Genomic DNA, 19,108 nt, shown 5'->3' on the forward strand with positions numbered 1-19,108 from the left:
TCCAAGAAGCCTGACTCGCATTGGGTCCCCCGCCTCGACCACACGATTCGACTCAGGTTATCGACGGAACCCGTGGCCTGGACGGCTCAGTCGGAGACCGGACGGTGCCGGCATTTTCAGCGCCACGTCAGCGTCGCGGCAGTAGGCGCTGCCACAGTCGTCGTACTGCCCTGGCAGCAATCGTGTTCAGCTCTCCGTAGGAGGAAGTCAGTCATGAGATTCCGAATCCCCATCGCAGTTGCCGGCGCGCTCGTCGTGATGATGGCGGCGTTGGTCGGCGGCACCGCCGCCAGCGCCGCCGCAGCCGGTGACATGGGCGTCAACGCTGTTCAGCAGTACACGATCTTCGTGCACACCGCGAACATCAACGGGGCCGGCACCGACGCCACCGTGAAGATGAAGGTCTACGGCACGGTCGCCGAATCGCCCGGCTATGTCAACCTCGACAACTCGGCCGACAACTTCGAGCGCAACAGCAATGACTATTTCGGGCCATTCTCGTGGTTCGACATCGGACGGCCGGACTTCATCGGCGTCTACAAGGGAAGTAATGGCTCCGAGTGGTACCCGGAGCACGCGCAGATTTATGCGCACGCCACCGGGACCTGGTACACCTGCCCGATGAACGCCTACTACGGCGACGGCGAGGAGACCCGCTGGTTCGACTGCCCCTGAGGTCGAGCCCGATCCAGCGCCTCGACGGTGTCCCCGGCCTACTGACGGCCGGGGACACCGCCGCGCCCGGTGTTCACGATGGGATGGCGGCACCTGAGCGCTCCGCTGCCACTGCGTGTTTGTGGCACCGGCCCGTCGGGCACAGAATCACCATGGCGAATGAACGAGTCTAGTCGGTCGGCGGCTACTTCATGCGACTTGTCGGCGGGGTGGCGGTCATCGTGGGCCTGCTGGGCCTCTTCGCGACCCTGGCCCAGGGCAATGTCACCGGGCTGGTCCTCAGCGTCATCTTCGTCGTGGGCGGTGTCGTCCTGCTCAAGCGGTCGCCAGACCTCGGCCGAGCGGGTCGACGGGAACGCGGCCCCGCGTGACCCTCCACGGCCGCGTCGCCGGCTCCGCACGAGAGCGCGAGGTGTCCGGCCCTAACCCCGCTCGCCGTTGATACGCAGTTGTTCGGCATCGCCGAGCTGCCGGTAGTGCCTCGCCGCGGCCTGGTGACCGACTCGGTCCGCCGCCTCGGCGGCCACTCGCAGCACCACCACAGGCAACCGGGGCACCTGGTGCGCCTGCCGGTCGGCCTCGGCGAACACCACGGCGGCAAGCTCGGCGCTGGCGCAACGGGCCAGGAGGAAAAGCTCCCCCACATACATCCGACCCAGGCCGACCTCGGTCCAGCCGGACACGTCGTGCAGGGCCCGGCGACACTCACGTAACGCCGCCCAGGCGGCGGCGTGGTCGCCGGCCTGGCGCTCGAGTTCGGCAAGGGACTGCCACGCCGACGCCGCATCCCATGCGGTGTCGGTGAACACCAGGCTCTCCCGCTGCGCCGCGGCGGCCTCAGTGAACGCCCCGAGGTCGGCCAACTCATCTCGCAGATGGTTCAGTGTGGCCTCGTCCCGAGGCCGGTCGACCGCCCAGCGGTCCAACAACTCGCGCGCCAACACCCGATCACCGACCAGTTTGGCGCGTGCGATCCAGGTGAGCGGGTCCTCGGCGGTCGGGTCACCCGGGAAGAACGTTCGTTTTTCTCGCCGCCATTCCGCCAACGTCTCCTCGGAGACCCACGGCTGGCCCTCCTCGTCCAACAGGTACGCCAGCACGTCGTCCCGCTCGGCGTGCCCGCTGTCCCGCACGAGGGCAACGGTGGCCGGCACGCCGGCGGCGAACAGGTGCTCACCGTCGTAGCCGCACCAGGTGTCGAAGTTGGCCCGCTTGAGTTCCCAGTGCAGCCACACGTCCTCGACCTGGCGATGCTCCGCGAGCAGATAGCCGGCCAGCTCGGTCTCGTCGGTCATGCCCTGAGACGGCGCCTCGCGTCGACACTGTGCCTCCTGCCCGGCCAGCCACCGCACCAGCGGGAGGTCCTCGGCCCACCGGTCGTACTGCAGCGCCCACAACACGCCTGCCCGCCGGCCCGCGTTCTCGTCGCAGGCCTCGCCATCGGGGTCGGTGCCGCGCTCGTAGCGCAGCTCGTGCCACCCGGCCGAGGAGCTTCGTGCCCGTTCGAGTTCACGTCGCGCGGCCTCCATCACCCGTACACGATCCCACCGTCGGCGAGCCTTCGATGGCCGAGGGAGCTGACGCTCGGGCCGCAGCGCGCCACCAGCGGCGCGACGCCAACGCGGCAAGTCCGGCGCCGGCGGCGTTGAGCAGGACGTCGTCCACCGACGACACCCGATCCAGCCGCAGGACGTACTGCGCGGCCTCGACCAGGATCGAGCAGCCCGCCGCGAGCGCGACGATCCGCGACACCGACGCCAGCGCCGCGAACCGCAGCGGGGCGAGGAATCCCAGTGCCGCGAACACCATCAGGTTGCCGACGACCTGGCCCATCAGCGTCACCGGCCCCCGGTCGGTGAGGATCGTGAGCAGATCCCGCAGCGGTACCAGGCTCGTCCCGGCCCGGTTGCCCGGCAACAGGATCATCCATACCCACGGCACCGTCCCGTAGACGATGCCGACCTCGGCGAGCGACATCCGCCACGCCCACGCCGGCGTGCTGCCGGTGGCCGTGCGGCGGCATGCCAGAGCCGACACCGCCAGCGCCGCCAGGGGCAGTGCGGCCATCGTGGTCGCGACCACGCCGGTGAACGTACCGATCCAGTGGTGCCAGTCTCTGAGCACGCCAACTCCGCTTCCGTCCGTCCACCCAGGCCGCCCCAGAGCGGCTGCCTGCCCGACCAACCGCTGCCGGGTGTGAACCACCCCCGAACAGGTCAGGAGATCGCGTCAGCCACCCCCACCCGGCCCGCCGGCGTCGGGCGAACCCCCGGTGACGGCCTGCATCTCCCGTTGGCTCATCTCCTGCAACGGCGCGCCGTCGCTGTTGCTGAGGATGACCCCGACCCAGCCGGTGTACGGGTAGATGCTCCAGCTGGCGCCGACACCGGGGTTGCCGCCGGCACGCGCGAACATCCACTGACCGTTGACGATGCGGACCGGAATCGTGTACGACCCGAACGACGCCGGCCCGTGGGGGAGCTTGGCCGCGGTGAGCAGGTCGGCCCAGGGCCGGCTCAGCACCGTGCCGTCGCCCAGCGCGTGCGCGAACCGGACCAGGTCCGGCGCGGTGGCGAAGCCGCCGTCCCCGGGGGCATCGATGAAGGCGCGGCCCGGGTTCTTGCCTGCCAGGTACGGGCTGCTCTGGTCCAGGTTGCGGACGGCGTCGACCCGGCTGCCGTCGGCCAGCATCATGTACGGGTGCGCGATGTGCCTGTCGGTGAGCCACTGGGGTCTGGTGGAGAACGCCGTGCCGGTCATGCCGCAGCGCCGGAAGATGTTCTCCTGGACGTAGTCCCAGTAACTCTTGCCGGTCACGGCCTCGATGATCAACGCGGGGATGGCGACCTCGGCCCCGGCCTGGTCGCTGGGAGTGCCGACGGGGGCCACCAGCTTCGACTGCCGGGCCCACCGCTCGCAGTACTCGTGCACCTCCTCCCGGCTCTGGAAGACGCGTGCCGTGTCTTCGTCCGGGGTGTTCATCCCGGAGTTGCCGGCCAGCATGTGGTGGAGGGTCACCTGCTCGGCGATGTCCGTGGAGAAGCCCGTCAGGTACGTGCCCACCGGGTCTGTCAGCTTCACCCTGCCCTGCTGCGCCAACTGCAACATGGGCCACCGCGTGGAACGGCTTGCCCGCCGAACTGAGGCTGAACGCGATCCCCTCGTGGTTGCGGATCCCCCTCTCCCTGTCGGCCATGCCGTAACTGCGGGACAGCACCGTCCGCCCCCGGTGCGACAGCAGTAGCACACCGGAGAACCTGCCCTCCGTGGCCAGTCGCGCCACGTACCTGTCGTAGGCGCCGCCGGGCAGGGCGTCCGGCGGAAGCCGGTCGTGCCCGGACGCGCTGGTCCGGGGTGAGCCGGCGTGGCCGATCCCGGCGCCCACCAGCGGCACCCCGGCCACCGCGCCGGCGGCGGTCAACCCGCCCCAGCGGACCAGCCGCCGCCTGTCGACACCACCTGAAGCCGAATCCATGACCGTGTGCCGGCTGCTGGCACAGCGCGGCACCGCTCGGGTGCTGATGCTCACCGCGTCCGGTGCCGTGGCCGACCGGGTGGACGGGCTGGCCCTGGGCGCCGACGACTACCTGGGCAAGCCCTTCGCGTTCTCCGAGCTGGTCGCCCGGGTGCGTGCGCTGGCCCGGCGCAGCACACCGGCCCGCCCTCCGGTGCTGCACGCGCGCGATGTCGCACTCGATTCGTCCCGACGGACCGCCGAACGGGGTGGCCGGCGGTTGCCGCTGACCCCGAAGGAGTTCGGGGTGCTGGAACGGCTGCTCGCCGCCGACGGCGCCGTGGTGAGCGCCGAGACGCTGCTGGACAAGGTGTGGGACGAGTACGCGGACCCGTTCACGAACGCCGTGCGGATCACCGTCAGCACCCTGCGGCGCAAGCTCGGTGATCCACCGCTCATCGAAACCGTGACCGGTGCCGGGTACCGGATCGTCAGGTGATCCGGCGACTGACCGCCCGCAGCCGGCTCACGCTTGTGTACACCGGCCTGGTGCTGGCCGCCGGGTTCCTGCTCACGGCGCTGACGTACCTGCTGCTGTTTCACCGCCTGCGGCTGCGTATCGACGAGGCGATGTCCAAGCTGCTGACCCAGGCCGTACCGGCGCTGCTGGTCGTGACCGCGCTGGCCGGGCTGACCGGCTGGGTGGTGGCCGGGCGGATACTGCGCCCCATCCGCGCGATCTCCGGTACCGCGAACCGGCTCTCCGCGGAAAACCTGTCCGAACGGATACCCGTCCGCCAGCCCGCCGACGAACTCGCCACGCTTGCCGCCACCATCAACGGCATGCTGGACCGCATCCAGCACGGCATCACCGAACGTGACCGGGTCCTCGCCAGCCATCGCCTGTTCGTCGCCAATGCCGCGCACGAACTACGCACCCCGCTCACCACCATGCGTACCGCCATCGACGTCACCCTCGACGGCGAGCCCGACCGAGCCGAACTCGTCGCGATGGCCGGCGACATCGCCACCGCCGTCGAAACCAGCCAGCGCACCCTCGACGGACTGCTGGTCCTGGCCCGCAGCCAGGCCAGCCCGCCCCGCCGAACGCCCGTGGACCTGGCCGACGTCGCCGCGACAGTCGTCGACGGCGTCGACCGGGCGGCGAACGACGCCGTGACCCTCCGTACCGACCTGCGGCCGGCCCCGGCGAGCGGCGAGCCGGTGTTGCTGGAACGGATGGCCGGTAACCTGCTGGAGAACGCGCTGCGCTACAACCACGCCGGCGGACACGTCACGGTGACCTCCGGCATCGCGAACGGGCACGCCTTCCTGCGGGTGGTCAACACCGGCCCGCTTGTTCCGCCGGAGGAGGAGCGGCGGCTGTTCGAGCCGTTCGTCCGAGGCGCGGGCAACGGCACCCGCGGGGCCGGTCTCGGCCTGTCCATCGTCTGGGCGGTCGTCACCGCGCACGACGGAGAGATCGTCAGCGCCGTGCGGCCGACCGGCGGCATGGACATCGCCGTACACCTGCCGCCGGCCCTGGCGGCTCCCACTACCGGATGACGCCCCGGTCACCTGCATCCGCGACCAAGGTCCGGCACATGATCGTCGCCTCGACCTGACCACCGAAAGAGGTAGGCCCGGCCCCCGAGTGGGAGCCGGGCCTTCTTGCGCTTCGGGGTCAGTGCTGCTTGGCGAACGAGAGGAAGGAGCGCCAGGTCTGGGCGCTGAAGTTGAGCGTTCCGCCGTCGCGGTTCTTGGTGTCACGCACAAGTACGACGCCGGGGAGGTTGTCGGCGACCTCTACGCAGTCGCCACCGTTGCTGCCGCTCTTGGTGCTCTTGCGCCACTGCGCGCCGCTCATGTCCATGATGTTGCCGCTTCTCTCAGGAGTTGCACTGATCGCCCCCGGGGTAGAGCCTCACTCCGGATGAGTTCCCACCGCCGTTCGAGCGTACCAAGCTCGGACGCTTGCTCGACGATCTGCGCGTTCGCTTGGCTGTCCACATGAGCCACTCGCGTCCCGTTCGGTAGATCGGCATTGGTGAACGGTCCGTTGAGCCCTGGGTAGGCCATCGCTTCGCGTGGTACTACATGAATTTCGACGTTGGGCAGCTCGGAGCATTGCACCAGGTGGTCAAGCTGGGCGGCCATGACCGATCGGTCCGCGGTGATGGGGCGCTCCAGTACGGCCTGGTCCACGACGGCGACGAACAGCGGGCCGCGCTCCCGGGTCAGGACCGCCTGCCGGTCCATGCGCGCGGACACCAGCTCGTCTATCTCGGCCGGTGTCAGCGCCTCCCACGCGAGCGTGGCTCGCGCGTACGCCTCGGTCTGGAGCAGGCCCGGCACCCACGCGAGCTGGAATGCGCGCAGCGCGAGCGCCTCGCGCTCGATGTCGACCCATCGACGAAACCAGGAAGGTTCTCGACGTTTCAAAACGTCCGGCCATAGCTCGGTTTCTTCACGACCCAACAAGGCGGCGACCTTCGAGCGGTGCCGAGTCTGCGGGATGCTTCCAGGGTTCGCCCACTTGGTTGCTGTCTTGGGGTCAACGCCGATTTGACCTGCGAGGCTGTCCGCCGTCTCGCGACGCAACAGTCGGCAAGGTGGCGATAGGCGGCGCGGCCGGTTGAAGGACCAGAGGCTCGGCGGCCGCGTTCGTAAGAGGGGCCGCTCCTGGCGGGCGAGCATCCACAGGGGCGGCCCCTTCCCAACCCAGCAGCAGGGGGAAACTGTGCCCGACGACTCCAAGCACGACAGTAAGCCCCAACCTGGGCGGCCGCCCGTTCCCTGGCCGCTGGGGACCGTGGTACCGATTTGGCCGGTGACGCAGTGATCGGGCAGATGAGGGCCGGTGACGTAATCCACCTGACGACCGCTGCGAGCGTTCAGTTCCTGCGCCCGATCACGGTCCGAGTGATCCGCGAGTTGCCTGATCGGCACACGTACGAGCGAAGCTGCGCCTGCTGGGCGAGTTCCGCGAGAATCGGCCGGGCCTGCTGCTTAACCTCGCGGGGGTGCAGAAGGAGGCCGAGGCCGACCTCGCTCGGCTCAACCCGGACGCCACGCTGCCCGACCTGGCGCCACGCTTCGTCGGCTGGGCCGAGCGCCGTTAGGCGAGTAAGTCCTCACTCGAGATGGGGCTGGGTTTGCGGCGATTGTCCGTGGCTCACTCGGCGATCGATCGGCTTTCCTCCGGCGCGTCCGGGCTCGGGGCGGGCGGGGGCGTGTAGCCGAGTTCGCCCGAGATCTGGTTCGCGGTCTCCAGCAGGCGCGGCAGGTTGCTCTTGAGTTGGTCGAGGCTGGCGATGACCTCGATCGCCGTGATCGAGGCGGCGGCGATGACCTGACCTCGGGAATCCCTGATCGGCGCGGCGACGCACATGACGTAGGCGTCGTGCTCGCCGTTGTCGGTGGCCCAGCCGTTCTCGCGGATGCGGACGAGTTCGGCTTCGAGGGCCTCGTGGTCGGCGAAGGTGGTGTCGGTGAATCTCTCGAAGACGACGTGGGAGAGCAGGCGGTCGCGTTCCTCCGACGGCAGGTACGCCAGGATCGTCTTGCCGACGGCGCTCGCGTAGATCGACACCGCCCGGCCCACCCGGGACGGCAGCTTGACGGCGTCGAACGCGGGGCTGTCGACCTTGTCGATGTAGATGATCTCGTCGCCGGTCAGTTGCGCCAGGTGCACGGTGTGGCTGGTCTCGCGCTGTAGTGCGCGCAGGTGCGCGGCCGCGAACTGACGCAGGTCCATCGAGCCGAGCGCGAGCTCGGACAGCTCGATCAGTCCGCTGCCGAGCACGTAGGTGCCCGCGCCGGTCCGGCGGACGAAGCGCGCGGATTCCAGTGTCTGCAGGATCCGCAGGGCCGTGGACTTGTGCACGCCGAGCACGTCCGCCGCCTCGGTGAGCGACAGCGGGTGCTCCGCCGACCGACGGATGAGGTCGATCGCACGGCGAATCGATTGCGCCAAGGCTATGCCTCCCCCTCGAAGCGACGGCCGAGCCCATCGCTTGCGTTGCAATATGTGCAATGTAGACGACGCCATGCGCAACCGCCACTTGACACCGTTGCGCATGGCGCTACGATCGTTGCAATTTCATCCGGATGACTCTGACTCGTAACACTGGAGTAACGATGGGTAACCAGCGCGCTCGTTTCGGCATCGCGGGGGCGACATGTGCCCTCGGCTTGGTCGCCACCCTTCTGACCGGCTGTGGCTCCGACGGCGGCTCGGGCGACGGGGTCACCAAACTGACCTTCGCCGCCTCGACCTTCGGCGACCCGGGCCGTGGACCCCTGCTGACCAAGTGGCTCGACGAGTTCAACCAGAGCCAGACCAAGGTCCAGGTCTCCGCCGCCGCGGTCCCGTACCCGACCTTCGGTCAGACGGTGCTCACGCAGATGGGCAGTGGCAAGGGTCCCGACCTGGTCCGCTTCGACATGCCCGAGTTCGAGGCCGCCTCGGACGCCGGCCTCGTCGCACCGCTGGACAAGGTGATCGACGCCGGCAAGTACGACCTGCTCAAGCAGCCGGACCAGTTCATGGTCCACGACGGCGTCCGGCACGGCGTCATCTTCGAGGCGTCGAACTACGCGATGTTCTACAACGCGGACCTGATCCCGACGCCGCCGACCACCTACGAGCAGTTCACCTCCACCGCGAAGTCGCTGACCAAGGGCGACGTCTTCGGCCTGGCGTTCCGCCAGACGGAGGCCGAGGAGGCCGGCGTGTGGCAGGACATCTTCAACTACGTCTACGGCTTCGGCGGCGCGTGGTCCGACGGCAAGAACCTGACGATCAACTCGCCGGAGAACCTCAAGGGCCTGCAGGCGTTCAAGGACCTGTACGACGCGAACGTGATCCCGCGCGGCGCGGACGCGGCGACGTTCCGGCGGATGTTCGCCGAGGGCAAGGTCGGGATGGAGCTCAACAACGGCGGCTACGTGACCGCCACGCGCGGCCAGAACGCCAAGCTGAACTTCACCGTCGCGCCCATCCCGTTCCCGGTCCGCAAGCAGGGCGCGATCCTCGCGCCAATCGTGATCAACGAGGCGAGCGAGGGCAAGGACGAGGCCGGCACCTTCATCAAGTGGGCGCTGGAGCCGCAGAACCAGGTCAAGCTGCAGGAGATCCTCGGCGCGAGCAGCGTCGCCACCACCACGCAGCGCAGCGCGGAGACGCTCAAGGCGACCCCGTTCCTCCCCGTCTTCGACGGACTCACCGAGACCAGCCTGCCGCAGATCGTCCTCGGGTTCGAAGCCAAGACGCCGGACATCCGCAAGGTGGTCGTGCAGAACGTGGTAGCGGCACTGCAGGGTAAGACCGACCTGAAGTCGGCACTGGAGCGCGCCCAGCAGCAGGCGACCGACCTGGTCCGCTGACCGCTCGACACGGCGACGCTGCCGGCGCGACGGACATGCGCCGGCAGCGTCCTTCCTCAGAAGGATCGAACCCGATGACTGTGGTCGAGCAGACCGGAGCACCGAAGACAACACCCCGAGCCCGGCGTCGGCCCAGCCCACTGGGGAGCAAGTGGACGCCGTACCTGTTCCTGGCACCCGCCGCGCTGTTCATCCTCGTCTTCCAGGCGGTGCCTCTCGTCCAGGAGGTGTACCTCAGCTTCACCCGGACGAGGCTGCTCAACCCGACCAAGAGCGAGTGGGTCGGCTTCGACAACTTCAACCGGATCTTCGGCGACCCGGAGTTCCGCCACACCCTGCTGATCACCGTCGTCTACGTGATCACCTGCGTCGTGGTCGCGATCGGCGCCGGGCTCGGCGTCGCGCTCCTGCTCAACGGGAAGTTCCGGGGCCGTGGTGTGGCGCGGGCGCTGATCACCGTCCCGTGGGCCGCTCCCGGCATCGCGGTCGCGCTCATCGCCACCTGGATGCTCAACGCCCAGTACGGGATCGTGAACCGGTTCCTCGACGCGGTGGGACTCGGTGTGCCGGGCGGCGCGATCCTGGACAGTTCCCGCTACGCGCTCCCGGCGGTGCTCGCGACGACCATCTGGCAGCTGTTCCCGTTCACCTCGGTGGTGCTGCTCTCCGCGCTGCAGTCCGTACCGCAGGACCTCAACGAGGCCGCGACCGTGGACGGCGCGGGGCGATGGGCCACCTTCCGCGCCGTCACCTGGCAGGTCATCAAGCCCACCGTGGGGCTCCTGGCGCTGCTGATGACGATCTGGTCGCTGCGGCGGTTCGAGCTGATCTGGCTGATGACCAAGGGCGGGCCGGTCGGCGCCACCGAGACGCTCGTCATCGACCTCTACTCACAGGCGTTCGACTCGAAGGAACTCGGCTCGGCGGCCGCCATCGGGATGGTCGGCGTCGTCATCTCACTCATCGTCGTCATCGGCAGCCGACTGGTCGCCCGTGCCGTGGAGAAGGAGCACGCCCGATGAGGCGCTTCCGTTTCGGTGTCACCGCACGGATCGTCGCCGTGCTCGTCGTACTCGGTGTCGCGGTGTTCCCGCTGTACTGGATGTTCGTGACGGCGCTGTCGAGCAACAGCGACCTCTTCGCCGAGCAGCCCCGGCTCACGCCGGACCTCGGCCAGTTCGGGGTGTTCGTCGACGCGCTGGCCGAGGGCAAGGCGGCCGGCTGGCTGCTGAACAGCCTGATCATCGCCGTGGGCACGATGGTGCTCTCGGTCGGCCTGGGCATCCCGCTCGGGTACGCGCTGTCCCGGTTCTCGTTCGGGGGCAAGGCCGTGCTGACCGTCGTGCTGCTGTTCACCCAGATGTTGCCCGAGGCGCTGATGGTCGTGCCGCTGTTCGCGCTGTTCCGCCGATTCGAGTTGCTCGACTCGCTGACCGGCCTCATCCTCGTCAACTCCGCCTTCGTCCTGCCGATCGTGGCGCTGATCCTCAAGGGGGCGATCGACGGCATCCCGAAGGAGTTGGAGGAGGCGGCGCGCGCCGACGGCGCGCGGCCCTTCACCACCCTGACCCGGATCAACGTGCCGCTGATCGCGCCGTCGATCGCGGCGACCGCGGTCATCGCGTTCTTCCACGCCTGGAACGAGTACGTGTTCGCGGTGACGTTCATCTTCAACCCGGACCTGCAGCCGGCCTCCGTGGGCATCGCGAACTTCATCGGTGAGCTGGGTACGCCGATCCAGACGGTGATGGCCGTCGCCTTCCTGTTCACGCTGCCCGCCGTCGCCTTCTACCTGCTGGTGCAGAAGTACGTGGTGTCCGGCATGACCGCCGGCGCGGTGAAGGGTTGAGCCGAAAAATGAAGATCGTCTCCATCGACACGCTTGTCGTCGACTTCTACCGCACGAACCTCGTCATCGTGCGCGTGCACACCGACGCGGGGATCATCGGGCTCGGTGAGGCCACCCTGGAAGGGAAGGAACGGGCCGTCCAGGGCGCCATCGCCGAGCTGGCCGAGGCGGTCGTGGGTCTGGACCCCACAGGCATCTCGAAGATCCTCTACGACCTGGCGCGGGACTGGTACTGGCGTGGCGGGCCGGTCATCATGACCGCGTTGAGCTCGCTGGAGATGGCCCTGTGGGACATCTCGGCGCGCGACCTCGGCGTCCCGGTCTCGCGGCTGCTCGGCGGTGCGACCCGTGACCGGGTGCGCGCGTACGCCAACGGCTGGTTCTCCGGCGCCGTCACGCCGGAGGACTACGCGGCCGCCGCGCGCCGGACCGTGGAGTCCGGCTTCCGCGGCCTCAAGTGGGACCCGTTCGAGAACTACGACCTCACCATCAGCACCGCGCAGTTGGATCGGGTGCTCGCCCAGATCGACGCCGTCCGGGGCGCGGTGGGCCGGGACGTCGAGCTGTTCGTCGAGGGGCACGGCCGCTTCGACGTCCGCCACGCGATAAAGGTCGCGAAGGAGATCGCCCAGTTCGACCCGGTGTGGTTCGAGGAGCCGTGCCCGCCGGACAACCTCGACGCGCTCGTCGACATCCGCCGCGCGTCGCCGGTGCCGATCGCGGCGGGGGAGCGGTGGTACGGCCGACAGGGCTTCGCGCCCGCGCTCGCCCGCCAGGCCGTCGACTTCGTCCAACCCGATGTGACCCACGCCGGCGGGATCGCCGAGTTGGCCTTCATCGCGACGCTCGCGGCGACCAGCTACGTGGGGTTCGCGCCGCACAACCCGAGCGGCCCCCTGAGCACGGCCGCGACGCTGCAACTCGGTGCGACGCTGCCCAGCTTCCGGTACCTGGAGATCATGGCGACGGACGTGCCGTGGCGACCCGAGATCACCAACGAACGGCTGGTGCTGACCGCCGACGGCGACGTGCTGATCCCGACCGGGGTCGGACTGGGCATCGAGCTGGACCTCGCCGCGATCGAGCGGCACCCGTTCACACCGCACCCGCTCCGGATGTTCCAGGACGCCGTGTACGACATCCGTCCGCGCGACGAGCGATCCTTCTTCAACCTGGAGAGCGGCTCATGACGGTGCCCCAGCCCCGGCGACAGCCCGACGGCGCGGACTGGTTCGGGACCGCCGCCGAGGCGCTGCCGGACGACGTCGACGACAGTGTCCTCATCGGCCGGATCTGGGACCCCGCCGGCGACGGCCCGTCACCCGTGACCGTCCGCGACGGTCAGGTCATCGACCTCAGCCAGCGGTTCCCCACCGTCCGGGACATCTGCGAGCTGTCCGACCCGGCCGCGACGGTGGCCGGGCTCGACGGGCCGCGGCTGGGCGACTTCGCCGAGATACTCGCCAACACGGCTGCCGTGACCCGCGACCACACCCGGCCCTGGTTGCTCGCCCCGGTCGACCTTCAGGCGCTCAAGGCCGCGGGCGTGACATTCGCCGTCTCGCTCGTCGAACGCGTCATCGAGGAACGGGCCCGCGGGGACCTGGCGCTCGCGGCCGACATCCGGCAGCGGATGCTCGCCGACATCGGTGCCGACCTGGACAGCCTGACCCCGGGCTCGGCCGAGGCCGACCGGCTCAAGAGCCTGCTTGTCGCCGAGGGCATCTGGAGCCAGTACCTGGAGGTGGGGATCGGACCGGACGCCGAGATCTTCACCAAGGGTCAGGTGCTCTCCGCCGTCGGCACCGCCGTCCCGGTGGGGGTGCTCGCCGCGTCGACCTGGAACAACCCGGAACCCGAGGTCACGCTGATCATCCAGTCCAGCGGCCGGATCGTCGGCGCGACCCTCGGCAACGACGTGAACCTGCGGGACGTCGAGGGCCGCTCGGCGCTCCTGCTTCCCCTGGCGAAGGACAACAACGCCTCGTGCGCCCTCGGTCCCCTGATCCGGCTGTTCGACGAACGGTTCGACCTGGAACGGGTGCGCGAGCTCGAGGTGAGCCTGGACATCAGCGGCGTGGACGGCTTCCATCTGGAGGCGGTCTCGGAGATGACGCGGATGTCGCGCGACCCGGCGGAACTGGTGCGGCAGTTGATCGGCCCGCACCACAGCTATCCCGACGGCGCCGCCCTGATGCTCGGCACGATGTTCGCGCCCACCCAGGACCGGGACCGCCCCGGCGAGGGCTTCACCCACAAGATCGACGATGTGGTACGGATCGGCTGCCCGGCTCTGGGCACCCTTGTCAACCGGGTGCGCCACGCCCAGGAGTGTGAGCCCTGGCAGTTCGGCGTCCGGGATCTGATGGGCAATCTGGTGAGGAGAGGACTGCTGTGAACATGGTCAGCACGGTCGACCCGCGCGACGGCCGCACTCGTACGACGGATCTGCGCGAAACCGACGAGCCGGGGCTGGAGACGATCGCCGACCAGGCGTCGCAGGCGGCGCGGTGGCTGTCTGGCCTGGGCAGACTCGGCAGAGCGGACCTGCTGGACGCGATCGCCGCGTCGCTGGAGGCCCGTCGCGGGGACCTCGTCGCGACGGCGGAGGCGGAGACCGGTCTCAGTAACGCGCGACTCGACGGGGAACTCAACCGGGCGGCGATCCAGTTCCGGATGTTCGGTGCCGTGCTGCGCGACGGGGGCTACCTCGAGGCCGCCATCGACCACGCCGCCGACACACCGCTCGGGCGCGGCCCGGACCTGCGGCGGATGCTCGTACCCCTCGGGCCGGTGGCCGTCTTCGGGGCCAGCAACTTCCCGTTCGCCTTCTCCGTCGCGGGAGGGGACACCGCCGCCGCGCTCGCCGCGGGATGTCCCACGGTCCTGAAGGCCCACCCGTCGCACCCGTTGACCTCATACGCCTCGGCCGAGGCCATCGCGGCGGCCGTCGGCGACCTGGGCGGGCCCGACGGTGTGATCGCGACCGTGTACGGCGAGCAGGCCGGCCGCTCGCTGGTACGCCACCCCGCGATCCGTGCCGCCGCGTTGACGGGCTCCGTCGGCGCCGCCCGGGGCATCCAGGCGGCCATCGACGAGCGACCTGACCCCATCCCCCTGTACGCCGAGCTGAGCAGCGTGAACCCGATCGTCGTCCTGCCCGGCGCGGCCGCCGACCGGGGGGAGCAGATCGCCGAGGGGTTGTTCGCCTCCTTCACCAACTCCGGCGGCCAACTGTGCACGAAGCCCGGGCTGGCCTTCGTCCCGTCCGATCCGAGCGGTGTGCGGCTGGTCGACTCGGTGCGGGAGAAGGTCGCCGGCACCGACGGCGCGGTCCTGCTCAACGACCGCATCCGGGCCGCGTACGAGCAGCAGGCATCGGCGTTCGAGCAGGCCGGCGCTCGCGTCTCGGCGCGGCCGAAGATCGAGGCCGAGGCGGGTTTCCGCGTCGCGCCGACGCTCCTGGAGGTCGATCTGTCGGGCCTCACCGCCGCGCTCACCGACGAGTGCTTCGGCCCGCTCCTGGTCGTGGTCCGCTACGACGACGTCGCCGACCTCGACGCCGTGTTGGCTACCGTCCCACCGTCGCTGACCGGTTCGATCCACACTGGACCGGACGACGACGCCGACGCCGTACGCCGGCTTGTCAACGGATTCGCCGGCCGGTCGGGTCGCATCGTCTTCGACGGCTATCCGACCGGCGTCCGGGTGTCGTGGGCCCAGCACCACGGCGGGCCCTGGCCGTCGACGAACGCCGTGCACACCTCCGTCGGCGCCACCTCGATCCGGCGCTTCCTGCGCCCGCTGGCCTGGCAGGACGCCCCGGTCTGGATCCTTCCCGAGGAACTACAGGACGGCTATACCGCCATTCCCCGGCGAGTCGACGGGAGGTTGGAGCCAGCGGTGGAATAGCCGCGCCGGTACTCGTTCACCACACCCGTCGAATCGTCGGCCGGCCGCTCGCCGCGGTCTGCCACACGCCGAAGAGGGAGTAGGAACATGCCCGTCGCAGTCCCCCGTCCCCTGCCGACGCCGCCGAGGCGCCGGCCGCTGCTCGCACTGCTCGCCGCCGTCGCCGTCGCGGCCACGACTGTCGTCGCCCCGGCGGCGTCGGCCGCGCCACCGGCGCGGCTGGGCCCGACCGTCACCCGCACCGACACACCACCGACCGGGTACGAGGTCACCTTCCGGTACCGGGCGCCCGAGGACGTCCAGCAGGTCCACATCTACGGCGACTGGTTCTACTCCCGGCCGGAGACCATCTCCTGCCAGGACTGCGGCGACGCCCGGCCACCCGCCGAGTGGCAGCCCGGCGACGTCGCGGCGACCCCGTGGCACATCCTGCCCCTGCGCAAGGGTCCCGACGGGGTGTGGACCATCACCACGCCGCTGCCCGCCGGCACGTTCCGCTACGCGTTCACCCACGACTGCGCCAACGAGCTGGCCAGCGGCTGCACGCTGCACGACGACCCGGCGAACCGGTGGCAGATCCAGCCGCAGTACCCGGGCGCGCCCGGCGCCGTCCGCAGCACGATCTACGTCCCGGCCAGCAGGAAGTTCCCGACGTACGACACCGGCTACCAGGCGCCGGTGGCCAGGGTCGGGCGGCTGGAGTCGCGGCGATACACCTCGCCGCTGTCGACGAACCCGCCCGGCGTGCACGACATCGTCGTCTACCTGCCGCACGGCTACGACCCCCACCGGGCCACGCCGTACCCCACCCTCTACCTGAGTCACGGCAGCGGTGACCACTCGACCGCCTGGACGATGCAGGGCGTCGCCCACCTGATCCTGGAGAACGCGATCCGGGATCGCGCCGTGGAGCCGATGGTGATCGTGTCCACCGACTTCAACGGCCTGCCCGGCGGCAACGAGGGCTACGTCGACGAGCTGCGGAACAACATCTTCCCGTTCGTCGAGCAGAACTACCGCGTCTCCACCCGCGCGCAGGACCGCGCCTTCGCCGGCTTCTCCGCAGGTGGCAGCCGGGCGTACACCCTCATGTACGACCACACGGACCTGTTCGGCTACCACGCGGCCTGGAGCGCGGGCGGCCCGGCCGCCACCCCGGCACAGGTCGACCGGATGAGGGCGGTGGCCGGCGGCATCATGATCGGCACCGGTCTCCAGGACCGCCTGGGCAACATCGCCGAGAACTCGCAGCGCAACGCGGCGGCCCTGCGGGCTGCCGGCGTGGACCTCGACGAGTACAACGTGCCGGGGGTGCACACCTGGCACGTCTGGCGTCCGCTGCTGGACCACTACCTGCGTACCCTGACGTTCCGCGCCACCACGACCGGTCTCGACGTCACGTCGGCGCCCGCCGGCGCCTCGCACCACACCAGGGTCACCGCCACCGCGACGGTCGGCGCCGTCAGCACCACCACCAGGGCGCCCTCCGGCCGTGTCGACTTCTACGCGGGTGACACCCGCCTCGGGTCGGCCCCGGTGCACAACGGTGTCGCCCGCCTGGCGAAGACCGTCCATGGTGGACTCGCTGCTCCGGTGGTCGCCCACTACCGGGGTGACAAGCTCTTCAACGCCTCACGGAGCGCACCGGTCGACGTCCGGTAACACCGGGCTCGACGCCTCCCCGGTGCGGTGGGAAAAACCCCGGCCGCCACCCCTGGTGACAGGAGTGGCGGCCGGGGCGCATCCGGCTCAGCCGGTCACGGGGTCGCTTCCGTGGCACGCATTCGCAGCATGGTCCAGGACGCGGGCGGCAGCGTCAGCCGGACGGCGGCATCGTCGCTCTGCGCGGTGTCGTTCGGTCGTGGTGCGGCGTGGTCCGGGCCGTCGGCGGTGTTCTTGGCGTCCAGGTCGGTGCCGCCGACGGTGACGCACTCGATGATCCCGGTCAGGAGGGCGCCGCTGACGTCGACGGTCACCTCGGCCGGGGTGTCGGTGACGCGGTTGACGAGAAACACGGTCATCTCGCCGGTGCTGTCGTCCCAGGTGGAGACCGCGTCGACAGCCGCCACCGCACCGTAGCGGTCGGTGGTCGTCGTGCTGCCGTGGCGGAGCACGTCGAGCACGGCCCCCCGGGCGTGCCGGGCGGTGCGGGCGAAGGGGTGGAAGATGGTCTGCCGCCAGGCCGAGCCGCCGGGCTCGGTCATGATCGGTGCGATGACGTTCACCAACTGGGCCTGGCAGGCCGCCGTCACCCGGTCGCTGTGCCGGAGCAGGCTGATCAGCAGGCCACCGACGACGACGGCGTCGGCCACGCTGTAGTGATCCTCCAACAGCCGCGGCGCGACCGGCCAGTCCTCGCCGCTGGGCGGGGTGGACGGGGTGGCGGACTGGTACCAGACGTTCCACTCGTCGAACGCGATCATGATCTTCTTGGTGGAGCGGCGGATCGCCCCGACCGAGTCGGCGATGGCGGTGACCGCGTCGATGTATCTGTCCATGTCCTCGGCGGAGGCGAGGAAGCTGGGCAGGTCGTCGTCGACCGGCTGGTAGTAGGCGTGCAGCGAGATCAGGTCGACGTCGTCGTACGCCTCGGTGAGCACGTCGCGTTCCCAACTGCCGAACGTGGGCATGCCGAGATGTGACGAGCCGCAGGCGACGAGTTCGAGATCGGGATCGAAGCGGCGCATGGCCTTCGCGGTCTGCGCCGCGAGGCGCCCGTACTCGGTCCCGCTCCGCTGGCCCACCTGCCACGGACCGTCCATCTCGTTGCCCAGGCACCACAGCCGGATGCCGTACGGGTCGGTCGCCCCGTTGGCGCGACGCTTGTCGGCGAGGTGACTGCCGCCGCGGTGATTGGCGTACTCCAACAGGTCGACAGCCTCGGCGGTGCCGCGGGTGCCGAGGTTGACCGCCATGATCGGTTCGACGTCGGCCTTGCCGAGCCAGCGCATGAACTCGTCCAGCCCGAACGCGTTCGTCTCCAGGCTGTGCCAGGCGAGGTCGAGGCGCGCCGGTCGCTTGTCGACGGGTCCAACGCCGTCCTCCCACCGGTAGGAGGAGACGAAGTTGCCACCCGGATAGCGGATCGTCGTCACGCCCAACTCCCGGACGAGCGCCAGGACGTCGCCCCGGAAGCCGTCGGCATCGGCCGTCGGGTGCCCCGGCTCGTAGATGCCCGTGTAGACACAGCGGCCGAGGTGCTCCACGAACGAGCCGAAGAGCCGGGGTGGCACCGGCGCCACGCGTCGCCGCGGGTCCAGGCTCAGGCGTGCGGTGTTCACGACGCCTCCCCGGTGGGCGTCGGCCCGATCGCGGCAGGCTGGTCCGGCGACCGGAAACGGTGGGGGAGTGGACGTCCGGCGCCGGCCAGGTGCGCCGGCGCCGTGTCGAGGTGGGGGTTCAGGACGGGCTCCCTTCGTGCGAGGTCCCGACGCCGGGGATCGCTGCCGCGGCGCGCGCGACCGAGGGCGGTGGGGTCCGGGTGCGGTCTGGACATCGCGGTGGCGGTGGACTACGTTCTCGATCTATGTAAACGTTACCGATTACGTTTACGGTAGGGAACAGTCGCCGGCGATCAATGTTCGATGATGGGCCGCCGCCGAGCCGGTGACGCCCGGCCGAACGCGACAGGCGTGGGTGCGTGCCGGTCGCCGCGCATTGTGTCGGTTATCGGGTTAACCGCATTTCGTGCTGCGCTGTGGAATGGAATCCGGCGGTCCTTTGCGCCCCCTTCTGCCGGCCGGCCGCCGCGGATATCGACAGTTCTCCTCGGGCGCCGAGAGTGACAGGCGTCCACGTTTCCGTGCGCGCCTCCGGTGGCTCGCCCCGCC

Annotated in this window: 17 protein-coding genes and 1 pseudogene; 11 read left to right on the forward strand and 7 right to left on the reverse strand. The window is 69.9% G+C overall.

What is annotated here, in order from left to right:
* The first annotated feature begins 213 nt into the window (after positions 1 to 213).
* Positions 214 to 675, forward strand: a complete 462-nt coding sequence (locus ACLQ29_RS22370) for a PLAT/LH2 domain-containing protein (protein ID WP_425773445.1) — start codon at positions 214 to 216, stop codon at positions 673 to 675.
* A gap of 191 nt (positions 676 to 866) precedes the next feature.
* Complete coding sequence (locus tag ACLQ29_RS22375; RefSeq protein WP_425773446.1) at positions 867 to 1,046, forward strand: hypothetical protein; 180 nt, start codon at positions 867 to 869, stop codon at positions 1,044 to 1,046.
* A gap of 51 nt (positions 1,047 to 1,097) precedes the next feature.
* Here the strand turns inward: ACLQ29_RS22375 and ACLQ29_RS22380 are convergent, their stop codons facing one another.
* The 3 genes from ACLQ29_RS22380 to ACLQ29_RS22390 all read right to left on the reverse strand — a co-directional run bounded on the left by ACLQ29_RS22380 (position 1,098) and on the right by ACLQ29_RS22390 (position 3,756).
* A complete protein-coding gene (locus tag ACLQ29_RS22380; RefSeq protein ID WP_425773529.1) occupies positions 1,098 to 2,204 on the reverse strand; it encodes a hypothetical protein in 1,107 nt (368 codons plus the stop codon).
* Positions 2,185 to 2,799, reverse strand: coding sequence for a VanZ family protein (locus ACLQ29_RS22385; protein WP_425773447.1), 615 nt, complete (start codon positions 2,797 to 2,799; stop codon positions 2,185 to 2,187). The genes ACLQ29_RS22380 and ACLQ29_RS22385 overlap by 20 nt, the downstream gene beginning before the upstream one ends.
* A 105-nt stretch (positions 2,800 to 2,904) precedes the next feature.
* Positions 2,905 to 3,756, reverse strand: coding sequence for a serine hydrolase domain-containing protein (locus tag ACLQ29_RS22390; RefSeq protein ID WP_425773448.1), 852 nt, complete (start codon positions 3,754 to 3,756; stop codon positions 2,905 to 2,907).
* A 398-nt stretch (positions 3,757 to 4,154) separates the two neighbouring features.
* On the opposite strand from ACLQ29_RS22390, the pseudogene ACLQ29_RS22395 reads away from it, so the two are divergent.
* Positions 4,155 to 4,628 (forward strand): annotated as a pseudogene (locus ACLQ29_RS22395) (response regulator transcription factor); the annotation flags it as partial.
* Positions 4,625 to 5,695, forward strand: a complete 1,071-nt coding sequence (locus ACLQ29_RS22400; RefSeq protein WP_425773449.1) for a sensor histidine kinase — start codon at positions 4,625 to 4,627, stop codon at positions 5,693 to 5,695. The pseudogene ACLQ29_RS22395 and the gene ACLQ29_RS22400, both read left to right, overlap by 4 nt.
* A gap of 118 nt (positions 5,696 to 5,813) precedes the next feature.
* Here ACLQ29_RS22400 and ACLQ29_RS22405 read toward each other — a convergent pair whose 3' ends face one another.
* The 3 genes from ACLQ29_RS22405 to ACLQ29_RS22415 all read right to left on the reverse strand — a co-directional run bounded on the left by ACLQ29_RS22405 (position 5,814) and on the right by ACLQ29_RS22415 (position 8,210).
* Entirely contained in the window at positions 5,814 to 5,996 is a 183-nt protein-coding gene (locus ACLQ29_RS22405; protein ID WP_425773450.1) for a DUF397 domain-containing protein, read from the reverse strand.
* A complete protein-coding gene (locus ACLQ29_RS22410; protein ID WP_425773451.1) occupies positions 5,993 to 6,730 on the reverse strand; it encodes a DUF5753 domain-containing protein in 738 nt (245 codons plus the stop codon). The genes ACLQ29_RS22405 and ACLQ29_RS22410 overlap by 4 nt, the downstream gene beginning before the upstream one ends.
* A 574-nt stretch (positions 6,731 to 7,304) precedes the next feature.
* Positions 7,305 to 8,210 (reverse strand): IclR family transcriptional regulator, encoded by a 906-nt coding sequence (locus tag ACLQ29_RS22415; RefSeq protein ID WP_425773452.1) that lies wholly within the window; start codon positions 8,208 to 8,210, stop codon positions 7,305 to 7,307.
* A gap of 59 nt (positions 8,211 to 8,269) precedes the next feature.
* Between ACLQ29_RS22415 and ACLQ29_RS22420 the strand changes: the two genes are divergently transcribed.
* The 7 genes from ACLQ29_RS22420 (at position 8,270) to ACLQ29_RS22450 (ending at position 16,940) form a co-directional block, all read left to right on the forward strand.
* Positions 8,270 to 9,517, forward strand: coding sequence for an ABC transporter substrate-binding protein (locus ACLQ29_RS22420; protein ID WP_425773453.1), 1,248 nt, complete (start codon positions 8,270 to 8,272; stop codon positions 9,515 to 9,517).
* A gap of 74 nt (positions 9,518 to 9,591) precedes the next feature.
* Positions 9,592 to 10,539 (forward strand): carbohydrate ABC transporter permease, encoded by a 948-nt coding sequence (locus ACLQ29_RS22425; protein WP_393361405.1) that lies wholly within the window; start codon positions 9,592 to 9,594, stop codon positions 10,537 to 10,539.
* Positions 10,536 to 11,366: a carbohydrate ABC transporter permease gene (locus ACLQ29_RS22430; RefSeq protein ID WP_357369443.1), complete on the forward strand. Its 831-nt coding sequence runs from the start codon at positions 10,536 to 10,538 to the stop codon at positions 11,364 to 11,366. Before ACLQ29_RS22425 ends, ACLQ29_RS22430 begins: the two co-directional genes overlap by 4 nt.
* 8 nt (positions 11,367 to 11,374) lie before the next feature.
* Entirely contained in the window at positions 11,375 to 12,556 is a 1,182-nt protein-coding gene (locus ACLQ29_RS22435) for a mandelate racemase/muconate lactonizing enzyme family protein (protein WP_425773454.1), read from the forward strand.
* Positions 12,553 to 13,764 carry a fumarylacetoacetate hydrolase family protein gene (locus tag ACLQ29_RS22440; RefSeq protein ID WP_425773455.1) on the forward strand — a complete coding sequence of 404 codons (1,212 nt, stop codon included), beginning with the start codon at positions 12,553 to 12,555 and terminating at the stop codon, positions 13,762 to 13,764. Before ACLQ29_RS22435 ends, ACLQ29_RS22440 begins: the two co-directional genes overlap by 4 nt.
* 2 nt (positions 13,765 to 13,766) lie before the next feature.
* Entirely contained in the window at positions 13,767 to 15,278 is a 1,512-nt protein-coding gene (locus ACLQ29_RS22445; RefSeq protein ID WP_425773530.1) for an aldehyde dehydrogenase (NADP(+)), read from the forward strand.
* A gap of 87 nt (positions 15,279 to 15,365) precedes the next feature.
* A complete protein-coding gene (locus ACLQ29_RS22450; RefSeq protein WP_425773456.1) occupies positions 15,366 to 16,940 on the forward strand; it encodes an alpha/beta hydrolase-fold protein in 1,575 nt (524 codons plus the stop codon).
* A 95-nt stretch (positions 16,941 to 17,035) separates the two neighbouring features.
* Here ACLQ29_RS22450 and ACLQ29_RS22455 read toward each other — a convergent pair whose 3' ends face one another.
* Positions 17,036 to 18,559: an alpha-N-arabinofuranosidase gene (locus ACLQ29_RS22455; RefSeq protein ID WP_425773457.1), complete on the reverse strand. Its 1,524-nt coding sequence runs from the start codon at positions 18,557 to 18,559 to the stop codon at positions 17,036 to 17,038.
* Positions 18,560 to 19,108: the final 549 nt, after the last annotated feature.

Source organism: Micromonospora sp. DT228 (genome assembly GCF_049841595.1).
Lineage (GTDB): Bacteria > Actinomycetota > Actinomycetes > Mycobacteriales > Micromonosporaceae > Micromonospora.